Raw genomic sequence first — 18,108 nt, 5'->3', positions numbered from 1 at the left:
TCTATCGGGGCACCGATTCCATGGTGCGCAGGAGGCCGAGTAGTGCGGCGGCGGCGGCGCTGGTGGCCACCTCACGGCCAGCTGCGGCGGCCGCCTCGACGGCCTCGACCACCAGCTCGACATTGGTGGGGGTGCGGTCGCCGGCGTAGAACTCCAGCCCTACGTGCAGGTGGCCACCGGCGTCGAGTGCAGCGCGGCACAGTTCGCTGCGAACGAGGTCGTCACCGACTGCCGAAGCCGCCCAGGGCAGACCCGTGCCGTCGAGAAGCTCGACATACGCCGCGAGAGCCGTAGGGCTTGGCGGCAACCCGAATGCCGTTCCGCTGAGACCCCGCTCGGAGCTGAAGTACAGCTTGATGAACGAGCCGGGCGGAAGTTGTCCGCTGCGGTGGTATGCCAAGACCGTGCGCAGGAAGCCTGGTTCGTAGATGGCTAGGCTCGGGCCCAGCTGATGGGTGTGGCACAGCTCCAGCTGATGGGCGACATCGTCGAAACTGTTGCTGTACACGAACGAACCGACGGGCAGGCCGTCCACCGGGACTCCCATGTTGACCGACCCCGGGTCGCTGACTCCCATCCGCAGTAGTCCGGACTCCGCCAAGGGCGGAATATGGTCGTACCAGTGAGCTGGTGGCCCGAGGTTAATTGTCGGGTACCACAACGCATCTGGCCGCTCGGCCAGCACCCGTCGCCAGATACTGAGATACACCTCGGCCGCCTCGTCGCCGGAGAGGTTGTGGTTCGATATGTGCTGGTGAACGATCGCGGCCCCAGCCTCGAAGCAGGCCAGCGCATCCGAAACGATCTCGTCTTCGGTCACCGGCACGTTCGGATTCACAGTTTTCGACGTCGCGCCGTTGATCGCGGCCTCGATGATGACTGGTTCGCTCACTGCTGCTCCTGTGCCGGAGTGTGAAAGTTGCTGGGACGGTGCGAAAGTGGTTGCCTGTCAAGGCTCGCCTATTTCATGGTCGGGATGCTGAACTCGGCGCCGTCCTTAATACCCGACGGCCACCGCTGGGTGACAGTCTTGACCTTCGTGTAGAACTGGATCGACGCGGGCCCGTGTTGATTGAGATCGCCGAAGCCGGACCGCTTCCAACCGCCAAAGGTGTGGTAGGCCACCGGAACCGGGATCGGCACGTTGACACCGACCATGCCGACTTGGACCCGGGAGGTGAAGTCGCGTGCGGTGTCGCCGTCCCGGGTGAAGATCGCCACGCCGTTGCCGTACTCGTGCTCGGAGGGCAGCGCGAGCGCCTCTTCGTAGTCGTTTGCCCGGACGATGCAGAGGACAGGACCGAAGATTTCGTCACGGTAGATCGACATGTCGGTGGTGACGTGGTCGAACAGCGTGGGTCCGATGAAGTAGCCGCCCTCCAGGCCGACTTCACCGAAAGTCAAGTCGTCACTGGCGCGTTCGCGTCCATCGACGACGGCCTCGGCGCCTGCCTCGATACCCTGGGCGATGTAGTCCTTTACCCGCGCTAGTGCCGCCGACGTGATCAGTGGCCCGTAATCGGCCTTCGGATCGAGGCTGTGGCCAACGCGCAGATTGTTGATCCGTTCAACGAGCCTGGCGCGCAACCGATCCGCGGTCTGCTCGCCGACCGGGACTGCGACACTAATGGCCATGCACCGCTCGCCCGCGCTGCCGTAACCGGCGCCGATGAGCGCATCGACAGCCTGGTCCAGGTCGGCGTCAGGCATCACGATCATGTGATTCTTGGCTCCGCCGAAGCACTGTGCGCGTTTACCGTTGGCGGCAGCGGTCGAGTAGATGTACTTTGCGATGTCGGAACTGCCGACGAATCCGACGGCTTGAATGCGCGGGTGGTTCACGATGGCGTCGACGGCCTCCTTGTCGCCATGCACCACCTGGAAGACGCCCTTGGGCAGTCCCGCTTCGAGGAACAGCTCTGCCAGCCTGACCGGAACAGACGGGTCCCGTTCGCTGGGCTTGAGGACGAATGCGTTGCCACACGCCAGCGCTGGGCCCACCTTCCACAGTGGGATCATCGCCGGAAAGTTGAAGGGCGTGATGCCCGCGACGACGCCTAGTGGCTGGCGCAGTGAATAGACGTCGATGCCGGTCCCCGCGCCTTCGGTGTGCTCGCCCTTAAGCAAGTGCGGGATACCGATGGCGAACTCGATGACCTCGATGCCGCGTTGGATGTCACCGCGCGAATCGGCGACCGTCTTGCCGTGTTCCAACGAGAGCAGTTCGGCGAGGCCGTCCGTTTCCTTGTTGACCAGGTCGACAAATCGCATCATCACGCGCGCCCGACGCTGCGGATTGAAGGCGGCCCATTCCCTCTGCGCTTCGATCGCTATGACCACGGCCTCATCGACCTCTGCGGCCGAAGCCATGGGTACCTGCGCCTGCACCTGACCGGTGCTTGGATTCAGCACGTCGGCCGTGCGAGCGGACCGGCCTGTCGTGCGCCGGCCATCGATGAAGTGCGGGATCAGCGTCGTCTGCGCAGTCATTCAGTCTGTCCTGGCCTCTTGTTTTCGAGCTTGCGGCGTCGTGACGATCTTCGGCGTGTGCGAAAGCTAGATCACAACAGAAGTAGAATATCTAATGCTCTCCACGCTAGTCGTCGGATGCGCTGTACGAAAGTGATGGTCTACTAATGGAAGCATCTGATGAGCCACGGTTGCCGCGCCGGACTTCTAGGCGTAAAACAGCAATTCGTCTTGGAGCCAGCTATGCGGCTGGGCTGACCTCCGCGCACATCCTCGCCGCTGGCGCCGTCTCGTTGATGATCGTCTCGCTAACCCGAAACACCGGAGGGGACCCAGGCATCCTGTCCAATAAAAGGAACCTGATCGCTTTGTGCGGCCTGGTCGCAATCTCGGCAACCGTCGGTGGTGCGGCCGGTGTCTGGTACATGGTTCCGTCCTTCCGTTGGTTCGCCGATGGAGCCGAACCAACGCCCGCTCAACAGCACGCGGCGATGCGCATAGCTGCCCGCCAGACCGTTGTCCAGTTCGGTATCTGGGCCGCCAGCGGGGCAGTATTTGTTCTGGTCAACTTCCGCGCGGGCGGCGCCGTCGCCTCGGTAATCGGCGCCGCCATTCTGTTCGGGGGCGCCGCCACCGCCTGCATGGGCTACCTGATAACTCAACGCGTCCTGCGGCCCATCCTTGCGGCATCGATGAAGACCGCAACCCCGTCCGGCGAGATGCCCGGCGTGCTTGCACGAGTGATGATTACGTGGGGCCTCTTCAGCGCGTTGCCCATCGCGGGAATCGCCCTGATCGTGCTTTCACGCTCCAACGGCTGGTTCGTGCAGAAGTCAGCGCCAATCGAAACACCGATTCTGGTGCTCGCTGCGGCGTCGCTCGCCTTGGGATCCCGGGCGATGATCTTGGTGGCTCGGTCGATCTCGGACCCGGTTCGGGAAGTTGTCATCGCGATGACCGAGGTGGAACACGGCCAGAACGGGGTGCTCGTCGAGGTGTATGAGCCCTCAGAGATCGGGCGACTGCAGGTCGGATTCAACCGGATGGTGGCAGGTCTGGAGGAGCGGGAACAACTGCGGGACCTCTTCGGCCGCCACGTGGGCGCCGACGTGGCTCGCCAGGCACTTCAACAGGACGGGTCCTTGTCGGGTGACGTTCGAGACGTCGCCGTACTCTTCGTCGATCTGGTGGGGTCGACAGCGATTGCCGCCGCCCGTCCGCCTGAGGAAGTCGCGGAGATTCTGAACGACTTCTTCCGCATCGTGGTCGCGGCCGTGCACGACCGGCACGGCCTGATCAATAAGTTCGAAGGCGACGCGGTTCTGGCCGTGTTCGGAGCTCCCATCGAGATTGATGAACCGGCTTCGGCGGCACTCGCGACGGCACGCGGGCTCGGGACAGAACTGAGGCAGCTACCCCTGGTGGACTTCGGTATCGGAGTAACCGCCGGTGTGGTGTTCGCAGGCAATATCGGCGCAGAGAACCGCTACGAATACACGGTAATTGGAGATGCCGTCAACGAGGCTGCGCGTTTGGCTGATCGCGCCAAGCAATGGGATTCCAGAGTTTTGGCGTCCGGCAGTGCACTCGCTCGCGCCCAGGCGGTGGAACGGGAGCACTGGGCGACGCGGGGATCGGCGTCGCTTCGAGGCCGATCGGCAATGACCGAAGTGGCCGAGCCGCTGTTCGACTGTTGATGGGTGAATCTCACCGCGGTGTGGCGCAGACATGGAGCTGTGCGTGCCGGCGGACCAACAGGCTGTCCACCCATTGCGGGGCGCGATCCGGCTCGAGTGCGAATTCGCGGGTCTGCTCGAGGATTGCGCCGAGCACCGCACGGGCTTCGATGCGTGCGAGAGCGGCCCCGACGCAGAAGTGAATGCCGTGCCCGAAAGCAAGATGGCGTTTAGGCGAATCGCGCGTCAGGTCGATTCGGTCCGGGTCGTCGAACTGTGCGCGATCTCGGTTCCCAGCCGCGAAGAGCAGCAAGACCGTGGAACCCGACGCGATGTCCGCGCCTCCCAGCGTGGTGTCGTGCGGGACACTGCGCATCATTTGCCGAAACGGCGACTCGAGCCGCAGCGCCTCCTCCACGAAAACATCGAGTTCCTGCGGCTTTTCGCGCAGCCGCTGTTGTAATCGGGGATCTTCGGCGAGCATCCGGACCGCATTGCCCAGCAGGCTGGTCGTGGACTCCCCGCCGGCGCTTAGCAGGGTGTGCAGGATGATGGTGGCCTCGCCAATTTGCAGGGTGCCGGCATCCAGCGCCCGCCGAACGGCCAGCAGGATTCCTTCTTCTTCGCCCTCTGTGGTGCCCGCGATCTGGTCGGCGATCCAGGCTTCGATGGTCTCGGTGCGGGCCACGAGAGTATTGAGCTCATCCATCGACATCGTGCCGCCCACCATCGTGGTGGAGTCGAACGCCGCTTCCAGAAGCTGCATCGGGTCGATGTCGCGAAAGCCGATCAGCCTGGCCACCACCGTGATCGGCACCACGTTGCCGATCGTCGCCATGAAGTCGAAGCTGCCGTTATCCAGGGCCTGCTTGACTGCGGCCGCTGACAACGCGCGAATGTCGTCCTCCAGGGTGCGCATCCGCCGTGCGACCAATTCCGGGAAGACTGCGCGCCGATGCGTGGTGTGCACGGGCGGGTCCGCGGTGGCCAGCGTCGGCATGGCCGCCTGACCGAAATCGAGGCGGGCCGGCAGCCCATCCTGGTCGCGGTAGAGCAGACAACGCATGGTCGAGGAGAAGTCCTCGGGCCGCGCCACCGCCTCCGACAACAGTGCGAAGGTACTGATTGCGACGACGTCCGTGCCGGGCACCACCCAAACCGGCGCCTGCTCCCGCAGCGTCCCATAGAAGTCGTAGGGGTTCTGCAGGACCGCTGGGTCCAGCAGCATCGAGGCCGTCAACATCGTCGTCTGTTCGCGTTCAACGGCAATTTCCTTGGGGCACTAGGACACCCACGCTAGTTCGACCCGTTGCCATCCGTTGAGCAGTGCCGTCGGATTGCGTTGCAGCGGAGCATCGGTCAGCTTGAGGCGGTCCAGGTGAGGCAGTAGCCCGCCGATCGCGGCCCGCACTTCCTGACCGGCCAGGTGAGCACCCAAGCAAAAGTGGATGCCATGTCCGAAGGCCAGGTTTTTGCCGGGGGCCCGGTTGATCAGGAATCGGTCGGGCTCATCGAAGCGGCGCGGATCGCGGTTTGCGGCGGCCATGTGCAGCGCGACGATGGCTCCCTTCGGGATCGTCGTATCGGCAACCACGGTGTCTTCGGTCGCCTCACGAAACGCGAACTGGATCGGCGTTGTCAGTCGGTTCGCCTCATCGACCGCGTTGGGCAACAGCGACGGATCGTCGAGCAATAATGTGAGCTGGTCGGGGTTAGCCAGCAGTTCGACCACGGCGTTGCCGATGAGGTTCGTCGTCGTCTCGTTGCCGGCGACCATGATGGTGATCGCCACCATCAATGTTTCGACAGTGGTCAGTGATTCGTTGTCGATCGCCGCGACCATCGCACTGACCAAATCATTCCTCGGTTCAACACGCCGTGCCTCGATCAACGGAACGAAGTAGGTACTGAACTCCTTGATGTTGCGCAGCATCACCTCGCTGCGTTCGGCGGGATTGCTTAACTCTCCGTTGGCATGCGCGGCGAAAACGTCCGACCAGCGTTTGGCGTGGCCGTACTCGCTTCGGTCGATACCGAGGATGTGACAGATCATCTCAACGGGCAGCGGAACAGCCAGCCGCTCGACAAGATCGAAGCTGGGAAGCTCGCTAATACCGCTCAGGCAGCGGTCGACGATCTCAGTGATCGCGTCGGCCATCTCCTTGATTCGCGGGGGTGTGAAACCCCTGCTCACAATTCTGCGCATCCGGGTGTGTTGTGGCGGGTCAGCGGCGGCGATGGTTTTGGCGGACGCCATCTCGTTCATATCGACGGGGATTCCGGCGGTCAGGGCGATAAGCCGCTCGATGACCTCGGGTTTCATCTCGGCATCCGCCGGAGTATCTCCCTCGTAGGGGTTCGGACGCGACGAGAACACCGCAGGATTCGACTGCACGGCCTTCACGTCATCAAATCGCGATATCACCCAGATGTTCGAAGCGCTCCGGTAGACGGGAAACCGCTCTCGCAGCTCCGCGTACACCGCTGGCAACTGCTCAGTGGGACCGGGCTTGAACGGCTCGAACTCCAACACACTTCCGTCGGCCGACAATGTCTCTCCTGTTCATTTGGCGACTGCCCGTGGGCCATCTCGCACGTCGGATGGCAGCTCACGCCGATACAGACATGTTCGTTATAGTAGGACGGTATTTGCGTATGAAGCAATGGTCGCTAGAGTTCGACAGCACCTAACGTCATCAACTGGCCGGCCAGCTGGGAGTGCCGACGTATCGATGAGGAGATGAGATGGTGTTCGCTGCACGCGTTGCAGAGGTGGTGATCGCCTCTCCCGACGATACCGATCGATTCCGCCCCGCCATTGGTCAGGCTCTGAATTGGTGGAACGCTGCGAGTGGGCAGCGACACGAGATCGTGCTCATGCCCTCAGGTGGACAACACCGCACCGCTGGGGCTGAGCGGCTCAATCCTTCCGCGGAATCTGCCCAGATCGTGGACCGGAGCGACGTGTTCATCGCCGTCTTCGACCCGGCGCGGCGCGATGTCGTTCAAGTGATGGGCGACGTCGATCGCGCACAACGCGCCGGAAAGTTGGTACTCGCCTGGCTCCTCGCCGAGTCGCCTCCCTCCCCTGACCTCAGTGCAGACGACCAAGCCTGGGTTGGCGACGTGACGCAGCGGCTGAGCAAGGCGGGGGTCATTCCCCGCTACCTTGGTCAGGGCGATGCTCACTTCGAAAGCCGGCTACAGACAGCCATTACCGCCGATCTGACACACCGCAACCTCGGCAAGCTGGCCACCGAGTTCGAAAGGGCCTCCCCTGCGCGCCGATTGAGGATTTACCGAACGCCCGTCGCATTGCTCGGGCCGCAGATCTGGGCCGTGACAGTGGTGAATCACAGCGCCTCCTTGGTCGTCGGATTGCAGGTCTCGGTAGGCGCGGTCGATTCCGAAGGACGCGCTCGACCCGGCGGTGCCAAACGCTCGCGGCAAGCGATCGCCGAGGTCGTCGCCAAGCTCGGGGTTGGTCGGTGGCCGGACGAGCATCATCCGCTGAGCGACCCACGTGGGGCGGTACCCGCTCGGCAGCCGATCTTCCTAGGCAGCCGGATGGACCTGCTCGCAGCCCACAACATCCTGGACTTCCCGCGCTGGCTACGGCCGGACCAACACGCGTCCGCGCTGTATTCGTTGGAACCTGACGCGTCTCCCAACGTGCGGATCAGATTCGAAGACGAGGCGGGCGACGTGTGGTCCAGAGTGAACGACACTGAACCCGAGAGGGTTTCGTCAAAGCCGTCGAGTTCCGCCGAGCCGCGCCACGCCGGCGTCACCGGCGAATAGAGCGACGGGAAGGCCACGTCGTGTCCTCAGATGCCTTTCTGCCCAACAACATCCCGCCCTACGAGGTGGTCGGTGATTGGGCAGATCTGTCCGCCGTACCAGGTGCCACGTCCTGTTGGGTGCACAACGCTGTCGTCGCCACCGACGGGGGGGAGATCATCGGTTTCCACGCTGGGCAACTCGTCGCATTCGACACCGCGGGCCGCCTGCTGCGCGTGGTCGATACAGGCCTCACCGAAGGTCACGGCATCACTCTCGTGCGCGAAGGCGACGACGAATTCATCTGGGTCAGCGATCCGGGGTTCGTATTCAGCTGCGGCGCCGACGACGGCGACCCCGACTGGGCCGCGATGTTCGGCAGGGGGGTCCACTGCCGGACCCGGGCACCCCGAGTGGTGAAGATGAGCCTGGACGGAACGATCCACTCGGAGTTGCCTGTCCCGCAACAGGATCCGGCCATCCGGGCCGGCCCCATGGGACCATACTGTCCGTGCGGCTGCGCCGTGGACGAGGAGCGGTTCGGGGGATCGGGCGACGTCTGGGTGGCGGACGGTTACGGGTCGGGAGTCGTGCACCGGTTCGACAAGCAGGGAAACCATCGGTCGACACTGACCGGCGAGGAGGTCGGTCAACGACTCGCGTGCCCACACGCAATTTTCGTCGATCGCCGCAAAACGGTTCCGGAGCTTTACATTGCCGACCGGGTCAATACCCGCGTTCTCGTCTACGACCTCGATGGCCGCTATCTGCGGACCTTCGGTCAGCAGATCCTCAACAGCCCCAGCGATTTTGCTCAGTGGGGCGACCTGCTGGCCGTCGCCGAGCTCTATGGGCGAGTGGCCGTACTCGATCCCGGGGACAATCTGCTCGGGTACATCGGCGACGACCCTACCGCGGAGCCTGGGTGGCCGACCCGGCCCGGATGGCCCAATGCGCTCGCCGGCGATGGGCGTACGGAGGTACCCCACCTGCCTCGTAGCGATCGCTTCAATTCCCCGCACTCTGTCACAACCGACACCGTCGGAAACCTCTATGTGTCCGAATGGTTGCTGGGCGGGCGATACACGAAGCTCAGCGTCGAGCGCCGAGTGTTCGGCTCGAGCTAAATCCGTTCGACGACCAACGCCGACCCCATCCCTCCCCCGGCGCACATCGCCACCACCCCGATGCGCGAACCACGCCGAGCGAGTTCATGAACGCTCGAGACCACCATCCGGGCGCCCGTCGCTGCGATGGGGTGACCAAGACTGATACCGCTACCGTTCACGTTCACGATTGACTCGTCCAGTCCGAGATCACGCGTGCACGCCACGGCCATCGTTGCGAACGCTTCGTTGATCTCGAAGAGGTCGACGTCGTCCAGCGTGAGACCACTGCGCTTGAGCGCCAACGGGATTGCGGACACCGGCGCCATTCCGGTGTGCTCGATCTCCACACCGACAGATGCCCAACCCAGGATCCGTGCCAGCGGTGTCAGGCCGCGACTGGTTGCGAAGTCTGAGCTGCCGATGACCAGCGCGGCGGCGGCGTCGTTGATGCCCGCAGAATTGCCAGCGGTGACAACGGCATCGGGTATTTCAGGGTGCAGGACCTTCAGCCCGGCGAGCGTTTCGGGGGTGGTGTCGCGCGGGTGCTCATCGGTGTCGAACACCACTTTGCCTTGGTTGACGGGGACGGCGACGATCTCGTCGTCGAAGTACCCCTTGGCAATGGCGTTGAGCGCTCGCTGTTGTGAGCGCTCGGACCAGGCGTCGGCCTGTTCACGGGTGACATGGTGTAGCCGGGCTGTATTTTCGCCGATGGTGACAGACATGTCGAAGGCCGGAATGCCGGGGGCGTCCGGATGGCTCTGCGGCGACCATCGGGTGGGTTCCTCTGCACCGGGTGCCACCTTGGCCAGCCGTGGCATGGTGCTTGCACTTTCCGTTCCGCCAGCGACAATCACGTCTGCCATGCCGGCCATGATGGTGGCGGCCGCCAACTGCACGGCGGTCGCGCCGGAGGCGCAGTGCCGGTTGATCGCCACCCCGGGCACGTTGGTCATCCCGAGACGGACTGCGATGTTGCGGCCGATAACCCCGCCGCCCTGCAGGGACTCCGCGAGAAACAGGTCGTCGAGGTCAGCGACGGGGATCTGCGACCGTTCGACTGCGGCCCCGACGGCGATCTCGGCGAGTTGGTAGGCATCAACCGACGTCAGAGATCCCTTGCGGGCCCTACCAATTGGCGTTCTAGCGGCGGAAAGAATGAGGGCATCGGGCATTGGTTTCGCTTCCGTTGAGAGTTTGGTGTGGTAGGTCGGCGAGGAGCTCGCGCGTAAGACTTGTCTGGTGGAGGTTTGCGTCCCTCAGTCCGATGCCGGTAGTGCATTGGGTGCCTTGAGGGTGAGCTGCCGTCCGTTTGCGCTGAGCACACCCGGTCCTGCCTTGGTGCACAACACTTCTAGCCCGGTCTCTTTGTCGACATAGCGCTTACCGAGCACTGTGTCGTTCTCGGTGGTTGACGCGCCCGCAGCCCCCGCCGCCAGGTCCGCCGTCATCGGTTGACCACCGCACGACAGCTCGACCGGGGCGGCGGGAGGTCGTACGACGATGATCTCGGTGCTACTTACCTTGCCGCGCAGTCGCTTTCCCGGTGAGAGGTCGGTCATCGATACCTTTCGTGGCGCGCGCGGATCTTCAGGCCCAGAAGTTGTACAGGGCGCGGGCGTTCAGCTCGACGATCTTGCGTGCTTCGTCGTCGGGCACGTCGACCAGGTGCTCGGCGAGCAGCTTGCGGGTGTGCGGCCAGTTGGAATCCGAATGCGGGTAGTCGCTTTCGAACATGATGTTGTCCACGCCGATGCGGTGGCGCTGTTCGATGCCCGACTGATCGGAGATGAAGCACCCGTAGATGTGCTCCCGGAATAGCTCGGAGGGAAGTTTGTCGGCGTTGATGTTGCACCAGTACTTGTGTCGGCCCCAGGAGTAGTCGATGCGCTCGAGCAGATACGGCATCCATCCGATGCCGCCCTCAGAAAGGGCAACCTTCAGGTTAGGGAACTTGTAGAAGACATCCGACATCAGCAGATCAACCGTGGCCATCATCGAATTCAGGCCGAACAGCGCGATCCCGATGAACAGGTCGCCGTCGCTGGCCAGTCCCTGCGGCATGCCGCCGGAGCCGAAGTGCATCGACAGCGGAAGGCTGGCCTCCTCGCAGATGCGGAAGATCGGATCCCAGTGGTCGGTGTGATAGGAAGGCAGACCGATCCTGTGAGGCGCCTCGACGAAAGAGATGGACTTGGCGCCCTTGGCGGCAGTCCGCTCTATCTCGGCCACAGATGCCTCAACGTCCCAGAACGGCACCATCATCAGCGGGATCTGACGCTCGGGTGCGTAGCCACACCACTCCTCGAGGATGAAATCGTTGTAGGCGCTGATGCATAGCTTGGCGAACTCTTTGTCGCTGGCCGTATGGAAAGTGCTCCCAGCGAAGCCACCGAAGTTGGGGAAGCACAGCTGGGCCCATACGCCCTCGATGTCCATGTCCTTGATGCGGTCGGCGATCTCATGACAGCCCGGCAGCATGTCGTCATAGCTGCGGGGGTCCATCCCGAAGTCGCGGGGGTGTTTGCCCGCCACGGCGTTGAGCGCGAAGTTGCCGGCCCGCTTGCCCTCGTAGAGCCACGTGTCGTTGCCGTCGGGCAGCTTGACGATGCGCGGAGCCACGTCGGCGTACTTGGCGGGAACGCGGTCCAGCCACACTCGGGGGTGCTCGATGACGTGGTCGTCGACGGAGATGATCTTGGCATCGTCGGGCAGCATAGGGACTCCTCATGGCACAGCCGGGCAAACCGCTCTCACGTCAGCCGTAGACTGACTTCCCTCAGAGTAGAACGATAAGTTCAAATTCTGCAATGTTCGTGTGCACTAGCGTGCCGCAGCGAGCACTGCGATCACTCCGCAAGTAGCCGCAATGCCTGCTTAGTGCAAGCGATCACTGCTTCAGCAACGGCCGACTCCATCTCCGGGGGCGGTTCTGGAAGCAGGATGTCGACGACGTCGTCATCGATCAGCTCGAACACATCGGGGGCGGCTGCCACGCATAACCCGTTGGCTTCACAGAGGTCGGGGTCGACGGTCACCTTCATGCATCGAGTAGACCATCACATTCTTTTGGTGACAACATAGGTCTCTCTTATTGAATAGCTTAAGTTGCTTCTGTGGCACACTTCCGTCTGTTAAGGGATTCGTTGGGCGGCTGGGCCGGTAGTGATCCACCGATGAGAGGACCCGGATAACTGTGGACAACGTTCTGGTGATCACCGGGGGTGCGGGCGGGATGGGGCTGGCCTGCGCCCGCGCGCTGGCAGATCGTGGGCGTCTGCTGCTCGTGGACGTGCGCGAGGATCTACTCGATCAGGCACGCAAGGCCCTGAGCGGACATGGGGCAGACGTCGAGACGCTGCGCTGCGACGTGGCCTCACCCGCTGATGTCGCGGCGGTCGCCGATCGGGTGCGCGCGCTTGGCCGTCTGCGCTGCCTCGTGCACACCGCGGGTGTCTCACCGGAAATGACCGACGCGGAAACAGTGCTCGACGTGGACTTGGCCGGATCGGTGCGCATCACCGATGCCATGCTCCCTTTGGTTAACCCGGGCAGCTCCGCGATCCTGATCGGATCGATCGCCGGCTACAGCGAAGTCCCCGCCAACGTCGAACCGTTGCTGGACGATCCGCTGGCCGACGGGTTCCTCGCTGCCATCGAACAGGCCCTGGGCAAAGCGCTCGACAGTGCCACGGCGTACGTCCTGGCCAAACGCGGTGTGACCCGGCTAGCCGAACGCCTGGCCACGCCGTGGGGCAAGAGGGGCGGACGTACCGTCGCGATCTCGCCCGGCCTGATCGATACGCCGATGGGCCGGCTGGAACTGGATCGTCAGGAGATCATCCCGGTGATGATCGAGGTGACCCCAGTCAAGCGCCCGGACCGCCCGCTGCCGGGGCGCCCCGAGAACATCGCGGCCGCGGTGGCCTTCCTGGAGTCCGATGACGCGGCATTTATCTCCGGCTGTGACATTCGCGTCGACGGCGGACTCGTCGGCGCGGGCAAGCACCTCATGGGTGTCCGTTGATGGCCGAGACCGGTCCCGCATGGATCGACCCGGAGATCGGCGAAAGTCTCCGTGGATTCCCCAATTTCGACTTCTCGCTCGACAAACTTCCGGCCATGCGCAGCGGATCAATGTTCGAGCCGCAGACCGCACCCGACGTCAAGCGCATCGAACTGAGCACCGAAGGAAGCGGTGTCGCGCTGTCCGTGCTGCGACCCGTCGAATCGGCCGACGATTCGCCCGTCCTGTTCTGGATGCACGGCGGCGGGATGGTGATCGGCAACCGGCACATGGACGATGCGCGTTTAATCGAATGGTGCCGCGGGTTGGGCTGCGTCTGCGTCAGCGTCGAATACCGGCTGGCGCCCGAATCGCCCTATCCCGCGCCGCTGGACGACTGCGAGGCCGGTCTGCGCTTCGTCATCGAGCACGCCCATGATCTGCACATCGACCCACAGCGGATTGGGATCGGTGGACGGAGTGCCGGTGGGGCACTGGCTGCGGGCTTGGCCCTACGGTGGCGCGATAATGCGCACGCCCCCTTGGCATTCCAATATCTGGAGTATCCGATGCTCGATGACCGCGGCCTCACCGCGTCGAGCCAGCTCGAAGGATTGCCGATATGGAGCCGTGAATCCAACGCGTTCGGCTGGCGCAGTTATCTTGGCGACCGGTATCGCACCGAAGACGTGCCAGGGGATGCGGCGCCCGGACGGGCGACCGAATTAAGCGGTCTGCCAGCGACGTTCATCGGTGTCGGCACGGCTGACTGCTTGCGCGATGAGTCGATCGATTTCGCCGCGCGACTGTGCAGGGCGGCGGTCCCCACCGAACTGCATGTCTACTCAGGCGCTGTGCATGGCTTCGACATGTTCGCCGACGCCGCCGTGGCTCGAACCGCGGCACGCGACAGCGCGGACTGGCTGGCCCGCCAGTTCGGCCGGCGCACGGTTGCCTAGGCGGTAGCCGTTTCCAGCGCCGTCGCGAGCCGCTCGTGGTGCAGATAGGGATCACCGAACAGGACCTGGTTCGCCTTGGCCCGGCGATGGTAGAGATGCAGATCGTGTTCCCAGGTGAAGCCGATACCACCGTGCACCTGAAGGGCCTCACTGGTCAGAGCGGCGATCGCCGAAGAGGTGTAAGCCTTTGCGACGCTGGCGGCTTCCTCGGCATCGTCTGCATCGGCAGCCACGGCCATCGCGGCGTAATAGGTCGCGGCCTTCGAGGCTTGCAGCCACATCCGCATCGTCGCGCACTTGTGTTTGACGGCCTGGAAGCTACCAATGGGGCGTCCGAACTGCACCCGCAGCTTTGCGTACTGGACGGTCATCTCCAGCACGGCCTCACCGACACCGATGTTGTCCGCGCTGATAAGCACTGCACCACAACGGTTCTGGTGTGCGAGCGCCGCTTCCGCAGCTTCGCCGTCGTGCAGCAGCGCCGATGGCGCCACCACCACATCGTCGAAGGCAACCTCGTCGACGCGCCTGGTGATGTCGAGGGTCCGAAGGCGGCGCACCGCCAGTCCGGCGACCCGCCGGTCGACGAGGAACTGCACGAGGCGGCCCCCCAGGTGCGCGGCGACGAGGATCCAGCCGGCGCGATCGGCGTCTTGCACGGCGGTCTTGATGCCCTGCAGTCGGAATCCGTCGGCGTGCTCGGTGGCCACGGTACACACGCCGTCGACGTCCCACGGCTGGCGCGACTCCGCGAAGGCCCACGCCGCGACGGCTTGCCCGCCGGCCAGCAGCGGCAGAATCTCCGAGCACAGTTCGTCTCGTCCAGATTGTGCGATCGCCACTGCCGCAAGGGTATTGCCGATAAGCGGGCCCGGCTGCACTGTCCGGCCGTGTTCTTCGGCGATCAGGGCGACGTCCACCAGATCACGCCCCAAACCGTCGTATTCCTCGGCGATGAGCAATCCGGCCCACCCCAGTTCCGCGCCCCGCTGCCACACGCGCTCGTCGTAGCCTTGCTCATCGGAATCGGCGAGCTCGCGCACGCGACTGATGGGCGATTCGCGTGCCAGCAACTTGCGGGTGCTTTCGACGAGCATCCGTTGTTCGTCACTGACGGTGAAATCCACTACGTACCTCCGAAGACGTCAAGAACCGCGCGGTTCCTTGGGCAATCCAAGCGAGCGCTCGGCGATCATGTTGCGCAATACCTCGTTTGCGCCACCGGCGATGGTCAGAGCCCGCGAATACAGGAATGCGTCCTGCCACCAACCGCCCGCGATCGCCTCGGGGTCGTCTTCGGTGAGCAGCGCATCGGTGCCTTGGAGTCCGAGTCCGAACTCGGTGAGCGCGAGATTGCTCTCGCTGTAGAGCACCTTGGCCAACGGAGCGTCGCCGGGATCGGCCTCGCCATTCAACGCGCGCGACAGGTTGTATTGGCCCAGCCGAACGTTGACCCGCGCGGCCGCGTAGAGCCGGCCGATGTCTTGGCGGACCGCATCGTTATCCAGCGCAGGGCCGCATCCGCGCCGCAGTGACCGCGCCATCGTTACCGCGTCGCGCAGCGCGCGCAGCATGACGATGCCCGCGGTGCCCACACTGGAGCGCTCCTCGACGAGGCTGGTGGTGGCGACCTTCCAGCCTTCGTCGACTTCGCCGAGCACGTTGTCTTTCGGTATCCGGACGCCGTCGAAGAAGACTTCGTTGAAGTCACTGGTGCCGGTGATCTCGCGGAGCGGCCGCACGTCGACGCCCGGGCTGCTCATGTCCAGGATGAACGCGGTGATGCCGGCATGCTTGGGTACGTCGGGGTTGGTTCTGGCCAACAGGTAGCCAAGTTGGGCGTGTTGGCCGTTGGTGGTCCACACCTTTTGGCCGTCGACGATGAAGTCATCGCCGTCGCGACGCGCGCGGGTGGACAGGCTCGCCAGGTCGCTGCCCGCGCTGGGCTCGCTGAACAGCTGGCACCAGATGTCCTCGCCGGTCCGGATCCGGGGCAGGTAGCGGTTCTGCTGGTCGTGGCGCCCGCAGTGGATGAGGGCCGCGGCGGCCAGTAGGCCGGCGCCGATTGGCGTGGGCACCCGCGCCCGCGCCATCTCCTCACCGACGACGGTCGCGCGAAGCGCGTCTTTGGTGCCGGCACCGCCCCATTCGGAGGGCCAGTCAGCACCCACGTATCCCGCTTCGAACAGCCGGGCGGTCCATGCCCGGAGGGCGGGGATGTCCTCGGCTTCGGGTGCGCGGGTCCCGGCTCTGCCCTTGGTGCGCACCGCTGGACGGTGTTTTTCGAGGAAACTTCTGACCTCGGTGCGGAACTGATCGATCTCGGGATCCTGTTCCAGCTTCATACGTCCGTCCTCCGCATCAGTTGCCCCGTCGCAGCAACAGTGCTCCCCCGGGGGTACCGCCACCTGTGGTGACGACCGCGACCCGGGCGTCGGCCACCTGGCGTTCGGCCGCCTCGCCGCGCAGCTGCGCGATGGCCTCGGCCAAGAAGCCGAATCCGTGGGTACGTCCCGCCGACAGCTGACCGCCGTGGGTATTCAGCGGCAACTTCCCGTCCAGCGCGATCGTCGTTCCGCCGTCGAGGAAATCCGCGGCCTCGCCGAGGCCGCAGAATCCCAGTGCCTCCAGCCACGACACGGCGTTGAAGGTGAATCCGTCGTAGAGTTCCGCGACGTCGACATCGTCGGGCCGGAGGCTGGTCCTGGTCCACAGGTGCGCGGCGGGTCCAAAAACCTGCGGTTCGTGCGTCAGAGTGTCCTGGTCCCAAGAGATCCGGTCGAGTACCTGGGTGCCGACCGCCTCAACCAGCACCGGAGGTTTCGGCCGGTCGACCGCCGTATCGATCGATGACACGATCACCGCGATGGCCCCATCGCATGGCACGTCGCAGTCGTAGAGGCCGAATGGCGAGCTGATCGTCCGCGCCGACAGATAGTCGTCCAGGGTGAGAGGATCGCGGTAAATGGCGGCCGGATTGCGCGACGCGTTCGCTCGGGCCGTCAGGGCGATAGGCGCCAGCGTCGAGGCGCGGTCACCGCCGTAGCGCCAGAAGTAATGCGAGGCGTTGACCCCGATCCAGTTGGCGGCCGACATGGCACCGAACGGGGCACGCCACTCGAACATGCCCGACGCCCGACCCGCTCCGCCCGCGGACTTCGTCCGCCTGGCCAGGGCGGTATGCGTCGACTCCCACACGGTCCGAAAGCACAACACGTGCCGGCACAGCCCGGCCGCGACGGCGAGCATGGCGGACACGACGCTGCCGCTGGGTCCGGGAACTTCGGCCCCACCGCTGATCCAGGTGGGTCGAATGCGCAACGCCTCCTCGACTGCGGTGACCCCGCCTTCCGACATCCCCCCGATAAGTCCGCCCGGATAGGTGGCCAGGCCGTCGATGTCGTCCAGCGTCAGGCCCGCGTCCGCCACGGCGCGCAGGCACGCCGTGACGGTCAGTGACAGCGGATCGACCATGAGGCGACGCCCGATCGTCGAGCTGCCGACCCCGGTGAGCGCCACCGTGTCTTCGAACTTGCGAGAGGACAACATAGGCCGCACATCGCGAACCAGATCACGCGGCCCCGGAACCGGCCCGGCCCCGGCGGCCTCGGAATCCGGTTCGAATAGTGGAATCCATATATCGTCGTGCTCCTCGAACACCACCTTGACCTGCAGACCAATCGCGACGTGCCCGGATTCGCAGCCGACGATGTTCGTGGTGAGCCGGGCCGAGGGGTCTTCGGCGATGGCGACAACCGCGACCGCGTAAGGCGGCGGGAAGCGTGGCAGCCACTGCTGATGATTCACTGTGAAAGCGGCGACCGTCGCACGTCCCGATACCGGCGTCATCGCCACCTCGCAGGAACGGCAATGCGGACAGATCGGCTGCGGCGGGTGGTGGTAGCGGCTGCACGCCTGGCATTGAGCGATCCGCAGACGCCCGTCGGCTCCGCTCGTCCAGAACGCTTCGCTGCCGATGCTCACTTGGGGCAAGGGCCGCACAACCGGCTCGGCGGGGCCGGGCACTGTCATCACACCTCCGGTCACGCCGACGAATAACCAACACGAACCGTAGCAGATTGCGAATACGGCGTGGGCCGTATTAGTAG

16 protein-coding genes are annotated in these 18,108 nt (G+C 64.4%); 5 read left to right on the top strand and 11 right to left on the bottom strand.

Translation table 11 applies throughout. The annotated features are described in order from the left end of the window. Position 1 precedes the first annotated feature (1 nt). The gene (locus tag MNAB215_RS15860) at positions 2 to 892 is read right to left on the bottom strand and encodes a beta-keto acid cleavage family enzyme (RefSeq protein WP_077079684.1); all 891 of its coding nucleotides are present in this window, start codon (positions 890 to 892) and stop codon (positions 2 to 4) included. Between the two features lie 68 nt (positions 893 to 960). Beyond that, positions 961 to 2,490: a CoA-acylating methylmalonate-semialdehyde dehydrogenase gene (locus tag MNAB215_RS15855; protein WP_077079683.1), complete on the bottom strand. Its 1,530-nt coding sequence runs from the start codon at positions 2,488 to 2,490 to the stop codon at positions 961 to 963. Positions 2,491 to 2,765: 275 nt separating this feature from the next. Between MNAB215_RS15855 and MNAB215_RS15850 the strand changes: the two genes are divergently transcribed. Beyond that, on the top strand, positions 2,766 to 4,166 hold the full coding sequence (locus MNAB215_RS15850; protein ID WP_216823771.1) for an adenylate/guanylate cyclase domain-containing protein: 1,401 nt from the start codon (positions 2,766 to 2,768) through the stop codon (positions 4,164 to 4,166). 10 nt (positions 4,167 to 4,176) lie between these two features. Here MNAB215_RS15850 and MNAB215_RS15845 read toward each other — a convergent pair whose 3' ends face one another. Together MNAB215_RS15845 and MNAB215_RS15840 are read right to left on the bottom strand one after the other, a co-directional pair. After that, entirely contained in the window at positions 4,177 to 5,388 is a 1,212-nt protein-coding gene (locus MNAB215_RS15845; protein ID WP_077079682.1) for a cytochrome P450, read from the bottom strand. Between the two features lie 39 nt (positions 5,389 to 5,427). Beyond that, on the bottom strand, positions 5,428 to 6,696 hold the full coding sequence (locus tag MNAB215_RS15840) for a cytochrome P450 (protein ID WP_245830332.1): 1,269 nt from the start codon (positions 6,694 to 6,696) through the stop codon (positions 5,428 to 5,430). Between the two features lie 194 nt (positions 6,697 to 6,890). Here MNAB215_RS15840 and MNAB215_RS15835 point away from each other — a divergent pair, with 194 nt between their 5' ends. After that, positions 6,891 to 7,946 carry a hypothetical protein gene (locus tag MNAB215_RS15835; RefSeq protein WP_245830331.1) on the top strand — a complete coding sequence of 352 codons (1,056 nt, stop codon included), beginning with the start codon at positions 6,891 to 6,893 and terminating at the stop codon, positions 7,944 to 7,946. A 20-nt stretch (positions 7,947 to 7,966) separates the two neighbouring features. Then, the gene (locus tag MNAB215_RS15830) at positions 7,967 to 9,052 is read left to right on the top strand and encodes an NHL repeat-containing protein (RefSeq protein WP_245830330.1); all 1,086 of its coding nucleotides are present in this window, start codon (positions 7,967 to 7,969) and stop codon (positions 9,050 to 9,052) included. On the opposite strand, the gene MNAB215_RS15825 is transcribed toward MNAB215_RS15830, so the two are convergent. The 4 genes from MNAB215_RS15825 to MNAB215_RS15810 all read right to left on the bottom strand — a co-directional run bounded on the left by MNAB215_RS15825 (position 9,049) and on the right by MNAB215_RS15810 (position 12,078). Next, positions 9,049 to 10,209 (bottom strand): thiolase family protein, encoded by a 1,161-nt coding sequence (locus MNAB215_RS15825; RefSeq protein WP_077079680.1) that lies wholly within the window; start codon positions 10,207 to 10,209, stop codon positions 9,049 to 9,051. The two genes, MNAB215_RS15830 and MNAB215_RS15825, sit on opposite strands and share 4 nt — an antisense overlap. Before the next feature lie 84 nt (positions 10,210 to 10,293). Continuing rightward, positions 10,294 to 10,596, bottom strand: a complete 303-nt coding sequence (locus tag MNAB215_RS15820; RefSeq protein ID WP_077079679.1) for a hypothetical protein — start codon at positions 10,594 to 10,596, stop codon at positions 10,294 to 10,296. A gap of 28 nt (positions 10,597 to 10,624) precedes the next feature. Beyond that, positions 10,625 to 11,752, bottom strand: a complete 1,128-nt coding sequence (locus MNAB215_RS15815) for an amidohydrolase family protein (protein WP_077079678.1) — start codon at positions 11,750 to 11,752, stop codon at positions 10,625 to 10,627. 131 nt (positions 11,753 to 11,883) lie between these two features. After that, positions 11,884 to 12,078, bottom strand: coding sequence for a ferredoxin (locus tag MNAB215_RS15810; RefSeq protein ID WP_077079677.1), 195 nt, complete (start codon positions 12,076 to 12,078; stop codon positions 11,884 to 11,886). 152 nt (positions 12,079 to 12,230) lie between these two features. On the opposite strand from MNAB215_RS15810, the gene MNAB215_RS15805 reads away from it, so the two are divergent. Both MNAB215_RS15805 and MNAB215_RS15800 read left to right on the top strand, forming a co-directional pair. Further along, complete coding sequence (locus MNAB215_RS15805; RefSeq protein ID WP_077079676.1) at positions 12,231 to 13,061, top strand: SDR family oxidoreductase; 831 nt, start codon at positions 12,231 to 12,233, stop codon at positions 13,059 to 13,061. Next, on the top strand, positions 13,061 to 13,999 hold the full coding sequence (locus tag MNAB215_RS15800) for an alpha/beta hydrolase (RefSeq protein ID WP_077079675.1): 939 nt from the start codon (positions 13,061 to 13,063) through the stop codon (positions 13,997 to 13,999). Before MNAB215_RS15805 ends, MNAB215_RS15800 begins: the two co-directional genes overlap by 1 nt. On the opposite strand, the gene MNAB215_RS15795 is transcribed toward MNAB215_RS15800, so the two are convergent. The 3 genes from MNAB215_RS15795 to MNAB215_RS15785 are packed head-to-tail and all read right to left on the bottom strand — an operon-like array spanning position 13,996 to position 18,031. After that, positions 13,996 to 15,126, bottom strand: coding sequence for an acyl-CoA dehydrogenase family protein (locus tag MNAB215_RS15795; RefSeq protein WP_077079674.1), 1,131 nt, complete (start codon positions 15,124 to 15,126; stop codon positions 13,996 to 13,998). The two genes, MNAB215_RS15800 and MNAB215_RS15795, sit on opposite strands and share 4 nt — an antisense overlap. Positions 15,127 to 15,144: 18 nt before the next feature. After that, entirely contained in the window at positions 15,145 to 16,344 is a 1,200-nt protein-coding gene (locus tag MNAB215_RS15790) for an acyl-CoA dehydrogenase family protein (protein WP_077079673.1), read from the bottom strand. A gap of 16 nt (positions 16,345 to 16,360) precedes the next feature. Further along, positions 16,361 to 18,031 (bottom strand): thiolase C-terminal domain-containing protein, encoded by a 1,671-nt coding sequence (locus MNAB215_RS15785; protein ID WP_108637637.1) that lies wholly within the window; start codon positions 18,029 to 18,031, stop codon positions 16,361 to 16,363. Between the last annotated feature and the right edge of the window lie 77 nt (positions 18,032 to 18,108).

Source organism: Mycobacterium numidiamassiliense (genome assembly GCF_900157365.1).
Lineage (GTDB): Bacteria > Actinomycetota > Actinomycetes > Mycobacteriales > Mycobacteriaceae > Mycobacterium > Mycobacterium numidiamassiliense.
The sequence above is the reverse complement of the archived record's forward strand: the minus strand, read 5'-3'. Positions and strand labels throughout refer to the sequence as shown.